Annotated in this window: 11 protein-coding genes; 8 read left to right on the top strand and 3 right to left on the bottom strand. The window is 71.7% G+C overall.

All coding sequences use genetic code 11. The features are described 5' to 3' along the window. Positions 1–149: 149 nt before the first annotated feature. Both ACFULQ_RS22300 and ACFULQ_RS22295 read left to right on the top strand, forming a co-directional pair. Positions 150–1,190 (top strand): YbhN family protein, encoded by a 1,041-nt coding sequence (locus ACFULQ_RS22300; protein WP_383546506.1) that lies wholly within the window; start codon positions 150–152, stop codon positions 1,188–1,190. Between the two features lie 47 nt (positions 1,191–1,237). Then, positions 1,238–4,309, top strand: coding sequence for a beta-N-acetylglucosaminidase domain-containing protein (locus ACFULQ_RS22295; RefSeq protein ID WP_383546504.1), 3,072 nt, complete (start codon positions 1,238–1,240; stop codon positions 4,307–4,309). 87 nt (positions 4,310–4,396) lie between these two features. Here the strand turns inward: ACFULQ_RS22295 and ACFULQ_RS22290 are convergent, their stop codons facing one another. Then, on the bottom strand, positions 4,397–5,161 hold the full coding sequence (locus ACFULQ_RS22290; protein ID WP_383546502.1) for a sugar isomerase domain-containing protein: 765 nt from the start codon (positions 5,159–5,161) through the stop codon (positions 4,397–4,399). A 119-nt stretch (positions 5,162–5,280) separates the two neighbouring features. Between ACFULQ_RS22290 and ACFULQ_RS22285 the strand changes: the two genes are divergently transcribed. The 6 genes from ACFULQ_RS22285 (at position 5,281) to ACFULQ_RS22260 (ending at position 14,556) form a co-directional block, all read left to right on the top strand. Next, positions 5,281–6,165 carry a MurR/RpiR family transcriptional regulator gene (locus ACFULQ_RS22285; protein ID WP_383546500.1) on the top strand — a complete coding sequence of 295 codons (885 nt, stop codon included), beginning with the start codon at positions 5,281–5,283 and terminating at the stop codon, positions 6,163–6,165. Between the two features lie 128 nt (positions 6,166–6,293). Further along, positions 6,294–10,505: an NEW3 domain-containing protein gene (locus ACFULQ_RS22280; RefSeq protein WP_383546499.1), complete on the top strand. Its 4,212-nt coding sequence runs from the start codon at positions 6,294–6,296 to the stop codon at positions 10,503–10,505. 248 nt (positions 10,506–10,753) lie between these two features. After that, a complete protein-coding gene (locus ACFULQ_RS22275; RefSeq protein ID WP_383546497.1) occupies positions 10,754–11,164 on the top strand; it encodes a hypothetical protein in 411 nt (136 codons plus the stop codon). A gap of 118 nt (positions 11,165–11,282) precedes the next feature. Then, positions 11,283–12,659, top strand: a complete 1,377-nt coding sequence (locus tag ACFULQ_RS22270; protein WP_383546495.1) for an extracellular solute-binding protein — start codon at positions 11,283–11,285, stop codon at positions 12,657–12,659. 2 nt (positions 12,660–12,661) lie between these two features. Beyond that, the gene (locus tag ACFULQ_RS22265; RefSeq protein ID WP_383546493.1) at positions 12,662–13,681 is read left to right on the top strand and encodes a carbohydrate ABC transporter permease; all 1,020 of its coding nucleotides are present in this window, start codon (positions 12,662–12,664) and stop codon (positions 13,679–13,681) included. After that, entirely contained in the window at positions 13,678–14,556 is an 879-nt protein-coding gene (locus ACFULQ_RS22260; protein WP_383546491.1) for a carbohydrate ABC transporter permease, read from the top strand. Before ACFULQ_RS22265 ends, ACFULQ_RS22260 begins: the two co-directional genes overlap by 4 nt. On the opposite strand, the gene ACFULQ_RS22255 is transcribed toward ACFULQ_RS22260, so the two are convergent. Continuing rightward, the gene (locus tag ACFULQ_RS22255) at positions 14,520–16,763 is read right to left on the bottom strand and encodes a glycoside hydrolase family 3 N-terminal domain-containing protein (protein WP_383546489.1); all 2,244 of its coding nucleotides are present in this window, start codon (positions 16,761–16,763) and stop codon (positions 14,520–14,522) included. The two genes, ACFULQ_RS22260 and ACFULQ_RS22255, sit on opposite strands and share 37 nt — an antisense overlap. Beyond that, the gene (locus ACFULQ_RS22250; RefSeq protein WP_383546488.1) at positions 16,760–17,845 is read right to left on the bottom strand and encodes an N-acetylglucosamine kinase; all 1,086 of its coding nucleotides are present in this window, start codon (positions 17,843–17,845) and stop codon (positions 16,760–16,762) included. The genes ACFULQ_RS22255 and ACFULQ_RS22250 overlap by 4 nt, the downstream gene beginning before the upstream one ends. Positions 17,846–17,850: the final 5 nt, after the last annotated feature.

The following is a 17,850-nucleotide window of genomic DNA, read 5'->3' as shown; positions in this document are numbered from 1 at the left end:
GTGTCGCCCACCCGCCCGCACTCCTTCGGCTGCCCGACATTTGAACGTCACACCGAGCGGGAACGTTTCCCTCGTCCCCTCTGCATCGCCTTGCCTCCGTCATGCCCCGTGTCCCGCACGGGGCATGACGCGAAAGGACGACGTGAGCCGTGTCCCTGCTTCCGCTCGAAGGTCCCCCGGGGCCGCTCCCCGCCCCCCCCCCGGCCCCGCCCCAGGGCAGCGCCCCGGCCCCCGCTCCCGCCGGTTCCCGCCGCTCCCTGTCCTGTCTCACCCGCCGGCTGCTGACCCTGCTGCCCCTGCTGCTCATCGGCGTCTGGGCGGTCCTCGACTGGCGTGCCCTGTACGACGGCACCGCGCGGCTGGCCGACGCCGACCCCGGGTGGCTGCTCGTCGCGCTGCTGTGGACCTGCCTCGGCTGGGTGTCCGCCTCCGTCGTGCGGCAGGGCGCGCTCCCCGAGCGGCTGCCCCCGGGGCTCCTGGTGGCCTCGCAGTTCGCCGCCGGTGCCGCCAACCATGTGCTGCCGGCGAGTCTCGGCGCCCACGCCGTCACCCTGCGCTTCCTCCAGGGCCAGGGCATCCCGCTGACCCGGGCCACGGCCTCGCTCGCCCTGTACTCGCTCGTCCGGCCGATCGCAAAGACGCTCGTGCTGCTCGGCTTCCTGGTCACCCTGCCCGGACTGCTGCGGCTCGGTGAGCTCGTCCCGGACCGCCGCATGCTGTTCCTGCCCGTGGCGGCCGCGGTGCTCGGTCTCGGCGGCACGCTCCTGCTGCTGGTCCTGGTGCGTCCGCTGCGCCGCCCGGCCGTCCGGTTCGTGCGCACCGCCCTGACCGACGCGCGCCGGCTGCACACCATGCCCAGCCGGGTCCTGGCCCTGTGGGGCGGCGCGGCCGCCGCACCGCTGCTCCAGGCGAGCGTGATCCACGCGGTCGGCGCCTCGCTCGGCGTGACGCTGTCCTGGGCGCAGGTCGCGTTCGCGTACCTGGCCGCGAGCACCGCGGTCGGGTCGGTGCCCGCACCCGGCGGCATCGGCCCGGTGGACGCGGCGATGGTCTTCACCCTGTCCGTGTACGGCGTCCCGGTGGCCATCGGCACGGCGGCCCTGATCGGCTACCGGGTCCTGACGGTGTGGCTGCCGCTGCTGCCGGGGGTGCTGTGCATGTCGGCCCTCGTGCACCGGAAGGTTCTTTGAACCTTCGCCCCATTGAATGCTTCATTCAGCATCAATAACCTCACAGGGTGGATTCATTCATCAACGTCAGACGTACGGCCGCCGCCCTGCTCCTGGCCCTCGGTCTCGCGGCCCCCACGGCGCCCGCCTCGGCCGCACCCCGGCCGCCCGCGCCGGAGGTGTGGCCGACCCCGCAGCAGATCACCGTGGGACACGGCGAACTGCCCGTCCCCGACCGGGTCGTCGAGGTCGTCGGCCCCGGCACCGACCCCTCCGCCCGACGGGTCGTCGAAGCCGCCCTCAAGGCAGCGGGGGCCGACCGCATCACCACCGTGCACACCGGCGACCGGCCACCCCCGGCCGCCCTGACCGTCTACCTGGGCGGTCCCGGAGAGAGCAGCGCCACCGCCCAGGCACTGGAACAGCTCCACGCCGGCTCCCCGAGCGGCCTCCCCTCCGGCGGTTACGTCCTCGCCTCCGGCCGCAGCCACGGCCGTGCCCTGATCGCCCTCTCCGGCGTGGACACGACCGGCACCTTCTACGCCGCCCAGACCCTGCGCCAACTCCTCGCCGGACAGCGCGAGTTGCCCACGCTGAAGATCCGCGACTGGCCCACCGCCGCCCTCCGCGGAGTCATCGAGGGCTTCTACGGCACCCCCTGGACCCACGCCGAGCGGCTCGCCCAGCTCGACTTCTACGGACGTACCAAGCAGAACGTCTACGTCTACTCCCCCAAGGACGACGCCTATCTGCGGGCCCGCTGGCGGGACGAGTACCCGGCCGCCCAACTGGCCCAGCTGAAGGAACTGGTGGACCGGGCCACGGCCGACCACGTCCGCTTCACCTACGCCCTCTCCCCCGGCCTCTCCGTCTGCTACTCCTCCGACGCCGATGTCACGGCGCTCACCGCCAAGTTCGACTCGCTGTACGCCATCGGGGTGCGCTCCTTCGCGATCCCGCTCGACGACATCAGCTACACCCGGTGGAACTGCCCCGAGGACGAGCGGGAGTTCGGCTCCGGCGGCGGTGCGGCCGGAGCCGCGCAGGCCCGTCTGCTGAACACCGTCTGGCAGCGGTTCTCCGCGACCCACCCGGACCTGGAACCCCTGGAGATGGTCCCCACCGAGTACTCCGACCTCGCCGACACCCCGTACAAGAAGGCCCTGCGGGAGCGGCTCGATGCGTCCGTCGTCGTCGAGTGGACCGGAGTCGGCGTCATCGCGCCCACCGTCACCACCGACCAACTGAAGCAGGCCCGCGAGGTCTACGGCCACCCGATCCTGGTCTGGGACAACTACCCGGTCAACGACTACGTCACCAGCCGTCTCCTCCTCGGTCCCTACACCGGCCGCGAACCGGGCGTGGCCGCGCAGGCGACCGGGGTGACCGCCAACCCGATGATCCAGGGCGAGGCGAGCCGGATCGCGCTGTTCACCTCGGCCGCCTACCTGTGGAACCCGAACGCCTACGACCCGCACCGGGCGTTCCTCGCCTCGGTCCGGGATCTGGCCGGCCCCCGGGCCGCCAAGTGGCTGCGGATCTTCGCGGAGAACAACTACTCCTCCCAGCTCGACGCGACCGAGTCCCCCACCCTCACCCACCTGATCACCGCCTTCCGCGAGGCGTTGAAGGAGAACAGCGGAGTCGACCGGGCGGCGGCCCGGCTGAAGTCCTACTTCGCCGACATGGCCGCCACCCCAGCCCAGTTGCGGGCCCACCTCGACAACCCGGGTTTCCTCGACGAGACCTCCGCCTGGCTCGACAAGCTCGGCGAGTACGGCCGCGCGGGCGGGACGGCCGTGGACCTGCTGCTGGCCCACAAGGCCGGGGACACGGCCGCGGTGTCGAGGCACTGGACCGAACTCCAGTCAGACCGACTGGAGTTGGACGCAATCCCCCAGCAGGTCTCGCCGGGCGTGATGGACCAGTTCCTCTACACGACGATGCTGGAGAACGCCCCCGACCCCGGCGTGGACGCGGCCTTCTCCCCGAGTTCCCTCTCCCTGAAGCCCGGGGCGTCGGCGACGGTCACCCTCGACTTCTCCGACGCACAGACCAAGACGGTCGACTGGAAGCTCGACGTACCCGCCGGCGTCACCGCCACCCCCTCCGAGGGCACCGCCACGACTCCTGACGCCAAGGTCACCGTCACCCTGACCGGCAGGACGGAGGGCGTCCACAGCGTCGTCGTCTCGGGCACCGGCATCCTCGACCGGGCCCTGCCCGTCCAGGTCACCGACGACTCCGGTACGCCCCGGGCGCTGACCGCGAACTTCAGCGGCGCGTCGGTCAGTTCGCTCGACCTGGAGAGCGGCACGACCAAGAACATCGCCGTCGGCGCCAACCCCGGCGAGGTCGTGGTGAGCGCGGACGGCCGTACCGCCTACGCGGCCAACCAGGGGTCGAACACGGTCAGCGTGATCGACGTGGCGAGCGGCACGGTCACCTCGACGGTCACGGTGGGCAAGGTCCCCGCCGGCCTGGCCCTGACCCCGGACGGCACCACCCTCTGGGTCGCCAACTACACCGACGGCACCGTGCAGTCGATCGACACGGCCACCCTGAGGACGGGCACTCCGATACCGGTGGGCGGCGGTCCCGAGAACATGGCGATCACCCCCGACGGCCGGACCCTGTACGTGGCCGACATCCACGACAACACGGTCACCCCGGTCGACCTCACCACCACCACGGCGGGCAGGGCGATCCCGGTGGGCCCGAGCCCCTTCAACGTGGTGGCCGCACCCGACGGCAGGAGGGTCTACGTCTCCAACTCCGGCGGCTCGACCGTGACCCCGATCGACACGGCGACCAACACCGCCGAGCCGACCTTCCTGGTCACCGGCCAGGCCTACGGCCTCGGTCTCTCCCCGGACGGCCGCACCCTCTGGGTCAGCCCCAGCAACGGCGACACCATCACCCCGGTGAACACGGTGACCGGCGCCCCGGGCACCCCGGTGAAGGTGGGCAAGTCCGCCTTCGACGTCTCCCTGAACTGGAACGGCACAACGGCCTACGTCACGACGGCGGACGCCAACACCCTGGTCCCGGTGGACACGGCAACGAACACCACCGGACCCCCTCTGTCAACGGGCGCATATCCACTGGCGGTTGCCCTGACTCCAGTACCTGTCGACTGAGGGTCCGGACGCATAGGGGCGCGGGGAACTGCGCGACCAGCCCCCACCGGCCGCAAGTTCCCCGCGATACCCCAGAATCCCCAAACCTTAGGTAGCGGTACGCCGAACCCGCCCCGCATACCGCTTCTCCAACTCCAAGTTCCCCTCAAACCCCCCGGGAACATTGGCCGACACATACACCGGCGGCCTCTCCCCCGACGCAAGCAACAGACCCGACGCCTCGGCGACAGCCATCTGCACCAGCATCACCCCCGTCAACGTGGACACCGCCCCCACCGCCCCACCCCCTGGAAGGCCCAGCATCGCGTCCCCCACCGGAGCCGCGTTGTCCAGCACCACGTCCGCCAGATCCACCAGCTTCTTCCCGCTGACGTGCCCCGCGGGCACCGCCCCCGTGTGCGTGAGGGAAGTGATCGCGAGGATCCGGTGCCCCCGCGACTTCGCGTGCAGCGCCATCTCCACGATGACGTTGTTGACCCCGGAGTTGGAGATGATCACGAAGAGGTCCTGCGCGGCAGGCGCGGCGAGCTCGTACAGACGGACCGCGACCCCCGGCTCACGCTCCAGCAGCGGATCGTCCAGAACACTCGGCGCCTCCCCGCCGTACAGCACGAGGTCGGACATCTGGAGCCGGTTCGTCGGCACCAGTCCACCCGCCCGGCCCGCGATCTCCAGCACCATCGCCTGGGAGTGACCGGTGCCGAAGGCCTGGATCACGCCGTCGGCACGGATGCAGTCGGCGATCAGCGCGGCGGCTCGGCGCACGTCCTCGCGGGCGGACTCGGTGACGTGACGCAGGACGTCCAGGCCCTGTTCGGCGAAGCCCTGGGCGCTGACTGACTCGACGGACACGCGACACTCCCCACTGATGGATTGAACCACCATACATTCACCGATCGATGAATCAATAAATCACAGTACGGTCCTGGTATTCAATCAGTGCCCCAAAGGGTGGCTGATACCTTCTTTCCATGCCTCCGACCGACGTCACCACCCTGATCCGCACCGAACTGCCCCGGCTGGCCGGTTCCCTGCGGAAGGTCGGCGAGCTGATCCTGGAGGATCCGGCCGCCGTCACCCACTGCTCCGCCGCCGAGCTGGGCCGCCGCACCGGGACCTCGCAGGCCACGGTGACCCGGTTCTGCCGGGCCATCGGGCTCGACTCCTACCAGCATCTGCTGATCGAACTGGCCCAGGAGCGCGGCCGCGGCGAGGTCTCCGACTGGGGCTCGGCGGAGATCGGCCCCGACATCTCCCCGGACGACAGCCTGGAGCGGGTCGTGCAGGTGGTCGGCAGCGCCGACCTGCGGGCGATCCAGCAGACCATCGAGCGCATCGACCTCGACGCCCTGGAGCGCGCGGCCCAGGCGCTGGCCAAGGCCCGCCGGATCGATGTGTACGGCGTCGGCGGCAGCGGGGCCGTCGCGCAGGAGACCGAGACCCGGCTGTTCCGCATCGGCTGCCAGGTGCGCGGCTGGACCGAGGTGCACGGCGCGGCCACCTCGGCGGCCCTGCTCACCCCGGCCGACGTGGCCATCGGGATCTCCCACTCGGGCGCCACGCGGGAGACCCTCGAACCCTTCGAGATGGCCAAGGAGCGGGGCGCGACCACCATCGCCATCACCACCGACCCGCGCTCCCCGCTGGCCAGGGCCGCCGACATCCGGCTCATCTCGGCGACCTCGGAGACCAGTTTCCGCACCGGCAGCATCGGCGGCCGGCACTCCGTCCTGATGATCGTGGACTGTCTCTACGTCCGGGTCGGCCAGGTCGCCTACCAGCGGGCCAGCGCCTCCCTCGCACTCACCGACCACATCACCCCGCAGCACGCCGTGAAGAACCGCCGGGGCCGCTGAGCCGCGTTCCGGCTGGCCCGGAATGTATGGATGAACCACCTGAGATAACTGAAGATGGTTGTTTGAATCATCCTGGCGATGCCAGGATGGGGCTCCCCCGAGCACGCACGAGCACTCGTAGGAGCCCCATGCGCGTCACCTCTGTCGAGTCGACCGAGCTGTTCGTCGGCACCCCCGAGCACCCGCGTCAGGTGGTGGCGGCCGAGATCGAGCACCTCCCGGGCCGGTCGGTCCGCGTCACCGTCGAGGGCGCCGCCCGCGGGGAGACGGCCGTGACCGTCGGCGAGAGCGGCACCGTACGCGCCGAGATACCCGTGACCGGCGCCGACGGACCGGTCACGGTCACCGCGCGCGACGGCGACGAGAGCGCGAGCGGCACCGGAGCGTTCACGGTCGCCGAGCCCGGCTGGACCATGTTCATGGTCAGCCACTTCCACTACGACCCGGTCTGGTGGAACACCCAGGGCGCCTACACCGAGACCTGGGACGTCGCCGACGACCCGGCCGGCACCGGTCTGCCGGCCCGCACCTTCGACTCGCGCGGCCAGTCCGGGATGAGCCTGGTGCGGGCCCACTCCGATCTGGCCCGGCGCGACCCGGCGTACACCTTCGTGCTCGCCGAGGTCGACTACCTCAAGCCGTACTGGGACGCCTTCCCGGAGGAACGCGGCTTCCTGCGCGAGCTGATCCGCACCGGCCGCGTCGAGATCATGGGCGGCACCTACAACGAGCCGAACACCAATCTCACCGGCGCCGAGGCGACCGTACGCAACGCCCTGTACGGCGACGGATACCAGCGGGCGATCCTCGGGGCGTCCCCGGAGACGGCCTGGCAGCTGGACGCGTTCGGGCACGACCCGCAGTTCCCGGGGCTGATGGCGGACGCCGGGGTGACGTCCAGCTCGTGGGCGCGCGGGCCCTTCCACCAGTGGGGTCCGACCCTCTCCGTGTTCGGCGAGGAGCCGCGCGACCCGAAGCGCATGCAGTTCCCGGCCGAGTTCGACTGGATCGCCCCCTCGGGGCGCGGCATCCTCACGGCCTACATGGTCAACCACTACGGCGCCGGCTGGCGGATCGACAACGCGCCGACGCTGCCCGCGGCCGAGGCCGAGGCGCTCAAGCTGTTCAAGGGGCTCAAGCAGGTCGCGCTCACCCGCAACGTGCTGCTCCCGGTCGGCGGGGACTACGCGCCGCCGTGCCGCTGGGTGATGGACATCCACCGGGACTGGAACGCCCGTTACGTCTGGCCCAGGTTCGTCTCCGGCATCCCCCGGGACTTCTTCGCCGCCGTCCGCGCCGAGTTGGCGGCCGAGGGCCGCAAGGCATCCCCGCAGACCCGGGACATGAACCCGGTCTACACCGGCAAGGACGTCTCCTACATCGACACCAAGCAGGCCCAGCGGTACGGCGAGACGCTCCTCGCCGACGCGGAGGCCTGGGCGACGCTCGCCTCGCTGGTCACCGGTCACCCCTATCCCGACGCGGCCCTCGACAAGGCCTGGCGCCAACTGGTCTACGGCGCCCACCACGACGCCATCACCGGTTCCGAGTCCGACCAGGTGTACATCGATCTCCTCACCGGCTGGCGGGAGTTGGCCGATCTCGCCGAGACCGTGCACGCCGACGCGACCAAGGCGCTGGCCGACCGGGTCGAGCCGGGCACCGGACCCGATCTGGTGGTCTTCAACCCGGCCACCTGGGAACGCCGGGACGTGCTGACCGTCGCCGACCCGGGGCTCGTCCCCGTCGGCGACGACTTCCAGCCGCTGCCGGCCGTCCGCGAGGAGGACGGCACCCTCCGGGTCGTCGTACCGCAGGTGCCCGGCATGGGCCTCAAGGCCCTGCCCCTGGCGGCCGGTTCGATCCCCGAGTGGACCACCGGCGAGGGCACCACGATCCGCAACGAGTTCTACGAGGTGACGGTCGACCCGGCTCGCGGCGGCGCCGTGAGCGGTCTCAGGTCCGTCACCGAGGACCGGGACCTGCTGCCCGCCGGGGACATCGGCAACGAGCTCGTCGTCCAGGAGGAGTTCGCCCGGCATCCGCGCTTCGGCGAGGGCCCCTGGCACCTCACGCCGACTGGCACGACCGCCGCGCGCAGCCGGGACGTCACGGCCGACATCGATGTCGAGCACTCCCCGGCCGGCTCCCGCATCACCGTCCGCGCCGACCTCGGGCTGTTCACGTACACCCAGCGCCTGACCCTGTGGACCGGCGTGGACCGGCTCGACGTCTCCACGACGATCGACGGCTACGACGGCGAGGACCGCCTGATCCGGGTCCGCTGGCCCTCGGACGTGCGGGGCGGGCTGCCCGTGCACGAGGTCGCCGACGCGGTGATCGGGCGCGGGTTCGGGTTCGTGGAGGTGAACAGCGAGGAGTTCCCGTGGACCCTGGACAACCCGGCCAACACCTGGTTCGGGCTGGGATCCACGGCCCGGGTGGCGCTGCGCGACGATTCCGGCGCGCTGCTGGGCCAACGGGCCTTCGGGGTCGCCGAGTTGGTGTACGCCGACTGGGACGAGGCCGGTGAGCTGGGCGCCCCGCTCGCGGCCGCCCTGGTCCGCGCGGGCGTCACCGCCACCTCGACCGTCGCCGGCGGCCCCCGCTACGGCGATCTGGAGGTCGACTCCAACCTCCCCGACCTCCGGATCGCCGTCGGCGGCCCCGAGCGCAACTCCCTGGTCGCCGAGGCCCTCGCCATGGACCCGGCCGCCGACCGGGAGCTGCGCCGCCAGGTCGCTGAGCAGGGCATGGCGGCCGTCTGGGTCGCGCCGCGCGCCTCCCTGCGCGAGGAGTGGGTGCCCGGCGCCGACCTGCGCGACCTGGAACGACTGCCGCTGCTGGTGGTCGCGGGCGCCGACGCCCCGGGGGACGCCAAGGCGGTCGACGCGCTGATCGCGGACCTGGCGGACTTCACCGTGACGGCCACGGCGGCGGGCGGCGGCGAGGCACTCCCGCCCGGCGACGCCTGGGACGGGCGCGGCTTCGCCGTCCTGAACCGCGGCACGCCCGGCTGCGTGGTCACCAGCTCGGGCGACCTCTACATGTCGCTCATGCGGTCCTGCACCGGCTGGCCCTCCGGCATCTGGGTCGACCCGCCCCGCCGCACCACCCCCGACGGCTCGGGCTTCCAGCTCCAGCGCTGGTCGCACACCTTCGAGTACGCGGTCGTCGCGGGCGAGGGCGACTGGCGGGACCTCGAACTCCCCGCACGGGGCCATGAGTTCAACCACCCGCTCACGGCCCGGGTACGCGCCGGGAGCGAGTCCCCGCTGCTGCCCCGGAGGGCCTCCCTGCTGGAGGTGGAACCGGCCCGCGAGGTGCTCCTGGACGCCCTCAAACCGCTGGGCTCACCGCTGGCCAGGGGCGGCTCGGCCCCGGCGGACCCCGGACGAGGGGTCGTGGTCCGGGTGCACGAGGTGTACGGGCGGCCGGTGCGGGCGCGGGTGCGCGGGCCGGTCGCCTGGACGGAGGGCGCCCGGGCGGACGTACTGGAAAGGCCGGGCGAGCCGCTGACACCGGACGGCGAAGGGGCCCTGGAGACGGCGCTCACCGGCTTCGAGGTGGCCACGGTCCTCGCCACACCCCCGCAGGCCCCCGAACCGACGACCGACCCCGGCGTCGCCGCCCACGAGCCCGCCCAGCCGGTCCACACCCGCTACTGGCTCCACAACTCCGGGCCGGCCCCGTGCGGCAACATGCCGGTGTCCGTCTACGTCTCCCCGACCGCCCTGACCGCCACCGGCCCCGTCACCGCGACGGTCCGGATCAGCTCGGAGCTCACGGACACCTCGACGCACGGCACGGTGCTCTTCGAGGTACCGCCCGGCTGGTCCGCGGAGCCCGCCGAGCTGCCGTACGCGCTGGGCCCCGAAGGCTTCTCCCTGTCCGAGGTCACGGTGACACCGCCACCGGACGCCGAGCCCGGCCGCCACTGGCTCACGGCCCGGCTGACGCACGGCGGCCAGACCTACGAGGACGTCGTCGGCCTCGACGTGCCGGGCTCCCCACCGGCCGGTCCGGGACTGACGTGCGAGCTGAACGCCGACCGGGTCACCGTGCGCCACGGTGAGCGGGCTCAGGTTCCGGTGAGCCTGCACAACACCACTCGGGGCCCGGTCGGCGGCCAGCTGTGGGCGGTGTCGTCCTGGGGCACGTGGCGGGGCGTCACACCGGGGTTGCAGGGCTTCAGGGCGCGGGGAGGGGAGCGTGCCGAGTCCGTGATCGAGGTGGACGGCTCGTCGATCCCACCGGGTTCGTACTGGCTGATGGCGAAGGCGGCATGGAACGGCCAGGTGGCGTACACGAGAACGATCCCCCTGGAGGTGACCGAGTGACCCCGGAATACGCGGCCCTGATAGAGGGCGAACCACTACCGAGAGAACGGGTGGACTCGTTCCTGGAAGCGCCCCATAGGGGCGCGGGGAACTGCGCGACAAGCCACGACGGCCCCGCACCCGCCAGACGCCAGACGGAACCCCCCTCTGTCGCGAGACAACGCCGTCGCTGGGCAACTCAAGTCGTACTCACAGACGAACTGGCTCGAAGGGCCTGCACGGACCGCAACCTGGAAGTACCGGAAGAGGTGTCCCCCGCCTCCGTCCTGGCCGTCGCCGAGACAGACGTCGCAGACCTCGGCAGCATCGTCGCCGCAGCCCTGGCCCACTCACCAGCCGCCCGCACCCTCCTCGCCGCCCTGGAAGCCGAACAAACGGTCCCGGAAGCCGCCGTACGCGACTACTACGACCGCAACCAAGACCGCTTCCTGACCCCGGACGCCCTCAGACGCGGCGTCGACCCCTACGCCGAGGCCGCGCCCAGCGACACGTTGCCGTACGAGGACGTCCGCGAGGCCATCTCCCGCGAGCTCCACAGGGCAGCCGGCCGCCAGGCCTTCTTCGGTTGGCTGGACCAGTCACGCGCCGGTGTCACCTACTCCCACGGGCATGAACACCCCGGTGACCCGTCCCATCCGGACCACGAACACCGTCACTGATCTCCTACGGAACCTAAAAGCAACACGGGAAACCATTGACCTCCGATGAATTCTGGTCCACCTTTTCATCAATCGGAGTCGGAGTTGGTTCATTGAACCAGCCGTGGAGGGGCATCACATGCGCGTAAAGAGACTGACCCGCACCCTGACCTGTATCGCCGTGCTGTCGCTCACGGCAGCCGGCTGCGGACTGTCCGGCGGCGGTTCCGACAGCGGTGACGCCACCGCCGGCGGCTGCAAGGTCGACAAGGGAAACGTCGGGTCGGGCAAGCTCACCGGCGAGGTCAAGGGCGACATCACCTTCCAGACGACGAACCTGAAGAAAGACTTCGGGAGCTTCTTCAACGGAGTGATCTCCGACTTCGAGAAGGCCCACCCCGGCACCAAGGTCAAGTGGATCGACGACCCCGGTGACAACACCTTCACCAGCCGGACCGTCGCCGACGCCCAGGCCTGCACGATGGCCGACGTCATCAACGTCAACGCGCCCACGGCGACCGCCCTCACCAAGGCCGGCTACCTGCTCGACATCGGCACCAAGGACCCCGACGCGGCCAAGCCCTTCGTCCCGTCCTTCTGGAAGACCGCCACCTTCGCCAACGCCTCCGGCACGTCGATCCACACCACGCTGCCCTGGTACACCGGCGGTGTCCTGCTGACGTACAACAAGGACCTGCTGGACAAAGCAGGCGTCGACCCGGCGAAGCCGCCGACGAGCATCTTCGGGCTCTTCGCCGACTACGAGAAGGTCGCCAAGGCCGCCGACGGCAAGTACTTCGCGACGATGGCCAACCCGATCTGGCGCATCCCCGCCGACTTCGACCAGATGAACATCAAGGTCCTCTCCTCCGACGGCAAGTCCGCCGTCTTCGCCGACGACCCGCGCACCACCCAGTGGGTCGCGTGGATGGCGAAGCTGTACAAGGAAGGCGCGATGCCGAAGGACTCACTGTCCTCCAGCAACGACCCGTCCACGCTCTACAGCCAGGGCAAGGTGGCCTACGGTTCGACCAACCCGAGCTTCGTGCGGTTCGTGAAGCAGAACAGCCCGTCGGTCTACGCCAAGACGGCCGTCGGCCAGCAGCCCTACGACGCGCTCGGCAAGGCATCCGCCGGTGCCCCGCAGTACATCTCGGTCGCCGCGACCAGCAAGCACGCACCGGTGGCGCTCGCGTTCGCGGAGTTCCTCACCAACGCCGAGAACCAGACGGCCTGGTGCAAGGACCCGGACGTGGTGATCTTCCCGACCACCACCGCGTCGCTGGACGACCCGTTCTTCCAGAACGTCACCGGCAGCGACCCGTTCTCCCAGGCCCGCAAGCTCGTGGCCGACCAGCTCAAGACGGCCTCCACCAACCAGACCAACCTCTCCCCGGCCGTGCAGAACGCCATCGTGGCCCAGGTGCAGCTGGCCATGCAGGGCAAGAAGAGCGCGGCGGACGCGGTCAAGGACGCCCAGGAGAAGGCGAACGAGCTGCTGAAGCAGGGCAGTTGACGGTGACGGCACAGATCACGCAGTCGGCGTCCGGCGTGGAGCCCCTGACCTCCGCGCCGGACCCGGCCCCGTCCCCCTCCCGCCTGAGCCGACTCGCCAGGGCCGCGCTGCCCGGCCCCGCTCCCGGGGCCAACGGGGCGGCCATGTACCGCCGTTGGTGGCTGCCGTGGCTGTGGACCGCCCCCGCGATCGGATGCGCGGTGGTCTTCGGGGTGTTCCCGTTCCTCAACACGGTCCTGCTGTCGTTCACCGACGCCAAGCCGCTGGGCGGCACCGCGGGTTTCGTCGGGCTCGACAACTACACGCGGATGCTCCAGGACGACGACTTCTGGCTCGCCACCCGCAACAGCATCCTGTACGCGGTGATCGTCGTCCCGCTGATGGTGCTGCTGCCGCTGATGCTGGCCGTCCTGGTGGAGAAGAACCTGCCCGGCATCGGCTTCTTCCGCTCCGCCTTCTACACCCCGGTGCTCGCCTCCAGTGTGGTCGTGGGCCTGAGCTGGCAGTGGCTGCTCGCCGACGACGGCCTGGTCAACACCTGGCTGGAGAAGGCCCACTTGATCAAGTCGGCCATCCCGTTCCTGTCGGACTCCTGGCTGATCCTGCTCTCCGCGATGGGCCTGACCCTGTGGAAGGGGCTGGGCTGGTACATGGTCTTCTACCTGGCCGCCCTCGGCAATGTCCCCAAGGAACTGCACGAGGCCGCGCAGATGGACGGGGCCGGCGCGGTACGCCGCTTCTGGCACATCACGGTCCCCGGTGTCCGGCAGGCCATGATGCTCGTCGGCACCCTGACCGGCATCGGCTCCCTCAGGGTCTTCACCGAGATCTACATGCTCGGCAGCTCCACCGGCGGCCCCGGCGGCGCCGACCGCACCCTGCCGTTCTACATCCGGGACGTCGGCCTGGACCCGATCACCGGCAACGCGGGATACGGCTCGGCCGTCAGCGTCGCCCTGTTCGCGCTGACGCTGGGGCTGACCCTGCTCGCGCAGCGTCTGACCAAGGAGGACGAGGCATGAGCACGGTTCTCGAACGGCGCCGTCGTCTGACGCCCCGCTGGCGCGACTACGGCCGACCGCGCGAACTCCTCGTCCGCTACCTGCTGTTGCTCCTCGTGCTCGGCCTCACCGTCGGCCCGCTGCTGTGGCAGCTGCTCGCCTCCCTGAAGGGTGTGAGCGAGGACGTCTTCGGCGCGGACGCCACCCTGCTGCCGCACCACCCGACACTGCGCGCCTACCGGACGGTCTTCGACCAGGTGCCGGTGTGGTCGTACATCAGGAACAGCCTGATCGTGGTCGCCCTGTCGGTCACCAGCCAGCTGGTCTTCTCCACCACGGCCGGCTACATGCTCTCCAAGCCCGGCTGGAAGGGCCGCAAGGCGGTCTGGGTGGTCCTGGTCGCCTCGATGATGTTCCCCTTCGAGTCGATCATGGTCTCGCTCTTCATCAGCATCCGCGACCTGGGCCTGGTCGACAACCTGGCCGGCGTGTGGCTGCCCGGCTTCGTCGGCGCCATCAACGTCCTGCTCATGCGCGGCGCGTTCCTCGCCGTCCCGCGCGAGATCGAGGACTCGGCGATGCTGGACGGCGCGAACGAGTGGCAGCGCTTCCGGTACCTGTATCTGCCGTCCGCGTGGGGCGCGATCATGGTGGTCGTCATCAACACCTTCATCAGCGCCTGGGACGACTTCCTGTGGCCGCTGATCGTGCTGCGCTCCGAGAGCAACATGACGCTGACGCTGGGACTTTCGCGTCTTCAGAGCTCGTCGTTCGGCTACGACCAGCGGATGGTGATGGCTGGTTCGGTGATCTCCGTGGTCCCGGTGCTGGTGCTGTTCGTGATCACCCAGCGGTGGTTCTACCGAGGCGTCTCGTCGGGGGCCGTGAAGCTGTGACCCTTCACGCCGAGCGCCTGCGCGGCTGACCCGGCGACCCTGATCTCGACCGTGCCGCTGATGTCCCGGAGGGACAGGGTCACCGTACGGCGCTCCCCCGGAGCCAGGCCGACGCCCTCGAACGCACACAGTTCGAGGGTGCGCGGCCAGGTGGGGGTGACGAGGCGGCGGAGATAGACCTGGACCACCGAACGGCCGTACCGCGGTCCGGTGTTGGTGACGTCGACGTGGAGAGTGCTGCCGGTGGTCCAGGGCTCGCCGTAGGCGAAGTCCGTGTACGACAACCCGTGCCCGAAGGAGTACCGCGGCTCGGCGCTCTGGTCCACGTAGCCGCCGTACTCGGTGTCCTTGTGGTTGTAGTAGACGGGGAGTTGGGCCGCCGAGCGCGGGACGGAGAGGGGCAGCCGGCCCGTCGGTTCCGCGAGCCCGAGCAGGACCTCGGCGATGGCGTCGCCGCCCCAGGGCCCGGGGTACCAGGCCGTGAGCAGCGCCGGCGCGGTGTCCGGCACGACGTGCGGGCGCCCCTGGACCAGCACGACCGCGGTCGGGGTGCCGGTCGCCACGACGGCGTCCAGGAGCGCGTACTGGGCCGCCCCGAACCGTAGTTCGGCGAGGTCGACGCCCTCGCCGCAGGTCATCTCCGAGACCGCTCGGCGCGCGGCCCCGTTGGCGTCGAACTCGGTTCCGGCCGTACGGGCACTGCTGCCGCCCAGCACCAGCACGGCGAGGTCGGAGGCGGCGGCCGCGGCGATCGCCGCCGGGATACCGGAGAGGTCCGTGCCGGTCAGCGTGCAGCCGGGGACGTGGCGGATGTCGAGGCCGGGCGGGGCGAGCCGGCGCAGGGCGTCGAGCACGCTGCTGCCGGTGCCGGGGCGCTGCGGGGCCGTGTAGTCGCCCGACTGGTGGGCGGTGGTGGCCGCTTGGGGCCCGAGCACGGCGATCCGGGAGACGTGTCCGCCGATGGGCAGCACCCCGTCGTTGCGCAGGAGGGTGACGGCGGCCCGGGCGACCTCCTTGCTGAGCTCCGCACCACCGGGCGGCGGAGCGGCGGTCGGGTGCCCCGGCTCGAACAGTCCGAGCCGGAACTTGAGGCGCAGGACGCGGGCGACGGCCGCGTCGAGGACCGCCTCCGCGACGAGCCCGCGCTCGACCGCCTCCTCCAGGTGGGTGAAGCCCTCGTCCCAAAGGCTCAGATCCACACCGGAGTTGAGCGCGAGGGCGCCCGCCGAGACCTTGTCGCCGGTGATGCGGGCCAGCCGGTCGACGGCCAGGCCGTCCGCCATGACCAGCCCGTCGAAGCCCCACTCCTCGCGGAGCAGCCCGGTGAGCAGGGCCCGGTTGCCGGAGCAGGGCATCCCGTCGACCTCGTTGTACGCGGCCATGACGGCGGCGGCGCCCGCGCGGACACCGGCACGGGCGGCGGGGAGGTGGATCTCGTGGAGTTCGCGCAGGCCGAGCTCGGACTCGGCGGAGTTGCGGCCGCCGACGGTGGCGCCCTGGCCCGCGAAGTGCTTGAGGACGACGGGGGCCTTGTCCCGCGCGAAGACGTCACCGGCCCCCTGCATCCCCCGGACCAGCGCCTCGGTCAGCCGCGCGGCCAGGTACGGGTCCTCGCCGAAGCACTCCTCCGTGCGGCCCCAGCGCGGGTCGCGGGCGATGTCCAGCGCCGAGACGAGGGCCACATGGCCGCCGCGGGCGCGCAGTTCGGCGGCGGCGTGGGCGGCGGCGCGCTCGTACAGGTCCGGGTCCCAGCCGGCGCCCACGGCCAGGTTCACCGGGAGGACCGTGCCGTCCAGGGCCATGAGACCGTGCGGGACCTCCTCCACGAAGAGGGCGGGAATGCCGAGCCGGCTCCGCTGCACGACATGCCGCTGCACCAGCTCGGCCAGCTCGGCCCCGTCCTCGGCGCCGGGCCCGCTCCCGTGGTCCACTCCGGACCAGGCGTCGGCCCGCTGGAGGCCGTACAGGGCGCCGAGGCCCTCGAAGCGGTCGGTCTCGGCGTACAGGGCGTCGGTGAGTTCGAAGCCGCCGTCGGGGGTGCGGCGGTAGGCGTCCCAGCCGTACATCCGCTGGTTGAGCTGGCCGGCCTTCTCGCGCAGGGTCATCCGGGCGAGGAGGTCGCGGACGCGGGCGTCGACGGTGGCGGTGGGGTCGCGGTGGAGGGCGTCGACCGGCGCGGCGGGGTCCCGGTGCACGGTGTCGCTCATGACCGGTGCGCCAGGCGTGCGAGGGCGACCGCGCCGGGGCAGCCGTCGGCGACCCAGTCCAGGCTCAGGCCGTGGCTGTGGAGCCGTTCGGCCAGCGGGGCCGTGAGCGGACCCCGGGGCCCGAGCAGGCCGCCCGTGGCGACGATCCGCTCGCCGGGCCGCGGTTCCAGCGCCCGTACGGCCTCCAGCAGGTGGTCGGCGGCCTCGGCGAGGATCGTCACGGCCACGGCGTCCTTCTCGGCCGCCGCCTCGGCGACCAGCGGGGCGAAGCGGGCGAGCCGGATCGGCGGGTCGGCCATCACGGCGGGCAGCAGATGGCGGCGGAAGTCCTCACGCCGGGCGCGCTCCCAGCCGGGAACCCCGGGGGTGGGGGTGCCGGTACCGCTCGGGGGGACGGTGCCGCCACGGTCGTACGAAGGGAGTCCGCCCTTGGGGAGGACGTCGACGGGCAGGCCGAGGGTGCCGCCGACCCAGGCGGCGAGGACCGTGGGGCGGCCGCGGCCGTCGGCCATGCGCAGGGCGGCGCGGACCGCGCTGCGGCCGATCCAGAAGCCGCTGCCCTCGTCGCCGAGGAGCCAGCCGTCGCCGTCGACCGTGGTGGTGGCGTGCCGGGCGGCGATGCGCATGGCGACGGCGCCGGTGCCCGCGACCAGGGCGAGGCCGTCGGAGGGGGTGCCGGGGGCGGCCGCGAAGGCCGCCTCGATGTCGCTGCACACGCCGACGCGGTCGGACGGGATGCCGAGGCGGTCCAGCGCCTCGGTGAGGGCCGCGCGGGCCTTCAGGGTGCCGGGGTCCTCGGCGGAGGCCGCCGTGGCGCCCGCGAAACCGCCGGTCACGGCCACGACCCTGGCGCGCGCCGACTCCGGCGCCACCTGGGCGAGCGCCTCGGTGAGGTGGTCGGCGAGCTGCGCGGCCGGGACGGTCATGGCGTTGCCCGGGCCGCCGGTGCTCTCGCCGAGCACGCGGCCGTCGGCGGCGGTGGCGAGGACCGCGCGGGTGCGGGTGCCGCCGGCGTCGAGGCCGACGACCAGGGCGCCGGGGCCGCCGGAGTCGCGCGATTCGTGGTTCAAATAATTACCCATCGATG

It is taken from the genome of Streptomyces sp. NPDC057253 (assembly GCF_042669125.1).
In the GTDB taxonomy this organism is placed as follows: Bacteria; Actinomycetota; Actinomycetes; order Streptomycetales; family Streptomycetaceae; genus Streptomyces.
This window is presented reverse-complemented; position numbering and strand designations above follow the sequence as displayed.